Raw genomic sequence first — 1,503 nt, 5'->3', positions numbered from 1 at the left:
CGAGGCTGTTGAAAAACGGCTGCTTGCGACGGTGACGAGGGCGTGATTCACTCCGGCAAGGCGGTGGGGGGATCCCGGACATGATGGGTCGGCAGGTGGCACAGGGCGCGCTGTTCTACGGCTTCCGGCTCGATGAGCATGTTCCGGTCGACCACCTGCTCCGACGCATCGACGGCGTGTTGGACTTCGGCTTCGTGCGCGAGGCGCTGGCGTCGAGCTACAGCGCGAGCGGGCGACCGTCGATCGACCCGGAGTTAATGCTCAGGATGCTGCTGGTTGGCTACCTGTTCGGCATCCGCTCGGAACGCCGCCTGTGCGAGGAGGTGCACCTCAACCTCGCCTATCGTTGGTTCTGCCGGCTCGATCTGGCCGACCGGGTGCCTGACCATTCCACCTTCTCCAAGAACCGGCACGGCCGCTTCCGCACCTGCGACCTGCATCGTCTGCTGTTCGAGCAGGTAGTCGCGCGGTGCGCCGCGGCCGGGCTGGTAACGGGGCGCGACTTGGCGGTGGACGGCAGCACGATCATGGCCGACGCCAGCCGTGAGAAGAAGCTGAAGGGGGCCGATGCTGCGGACGAGCTTCGTGCCAGGGAAAGCATATCGCGACCCGTCGCCGAATATCTGGCGGCGCTCGATGCCGCCTTGCCGCCGGACCCCGACGAACCGGCGCCCGTCGATCCGACCAGCATCTCGCCGACCGATCCGCAGGCGGCGCTCACCTGCAAGCACGGACCGGCGCGCTACGCATACGCCATCAACCCCCTGCTTGACCTCGACACCGACTGCATCCTCGACGTGGAGGCCACGCCCGCCCGCTTCGCAGCCGAGGTGGCGGCGACCCGGACTCTGGTGTCGCGCGCCGGCACCAGGCTGGGCATCGAACCCGCCAGTCTCTCGGCCGACAAGGCGTATGGTAGCGGTCCGCTGCTTGGCTGGTTGATCGGCCGGAACATCACGCCATACATCCCGGTCATCGACCGGACCCGCCAGCGGGACGCCTTCTTCACCAGGGATGCCTTCCGCTACGACCGGGAAGCGGATGCCTACCGCTGTCCGGCGGACAAGCTGCTCGGCTATTGCGGCACCAACCGGACCAAGCAGGTGCGCGTCTACCGAAGCCGGCCGGCCGATTGCGCCGCCTGCGAGCTGAAGCCGCAATGCACCATCGGTCCGAAGCGGGGTGTCACCCGGCTTGTCAGCGAGGAAGCTCGCGATACCGTGCGCGCCCTTGCCGGCACCGACGCCTATGTGCACGCACGGCGTCGAAGACAGCGGATCGAGCGCGTGTTCGGCCACCTGAAACGCAACCTGGGGCTGCGAACGCTCAAGCTGCGAGGCCTGTCAGGAGCCGCCGAGGAGTTCACCATGGCCGCCGCGGCATACAACCTTCAGCTGCTAGCCCGGCAGGCCGGGCCGGCCTGATACGCGGCGTATCCTCCGGTGACCAATGTCACCAGCCATCCGCCAAGCCGTTTTCGCGCAGGCCTTTTTCAACAGCCTC

1 protein-coding gene is annotated in these 1,503 nt (G+C 67.3%); it reads left to right on the top strand.

Annotation, left to right across the window (positions count from 1 at the left end; all coding sequences use genetic code 11):
- Nucleotides 1–80 precede the first annotated feature (80 nt).
- Entirely contained in the window at nt 81–1,424 is a 1,344-nt protein-coding gene (locus J2Y58_RS20920) for an IS1182 family transposase (protein ID WP_310107438.1), read from the top strand.
- Nucleotides 1,425–1,503: the final 79 nt, after the last annotated feature.

It is taken from the genome of Sphingomonas sp. BE138 (assembly GCF_031456125.1).
Taxonomy (GTDB): Bacteria; Pseudomonadota; Alphaproteobacteria; order Sphingomonadales; family Sphingomonadaceae; genus Sphingomonas.
This window is presented reverse-complemented; position numbering and strand designations above follow the sequence as displayed.

Excerpts from the sequence above, each read along its gene's own strand:
- J2Y58_RS20920 (WP_310107438.1), top strand. The coding sequence starts at position 81 with ATGATGGGTCGGCAGGTGGCACAGGGCGCGCTGTTCTACGGCTTCCGG.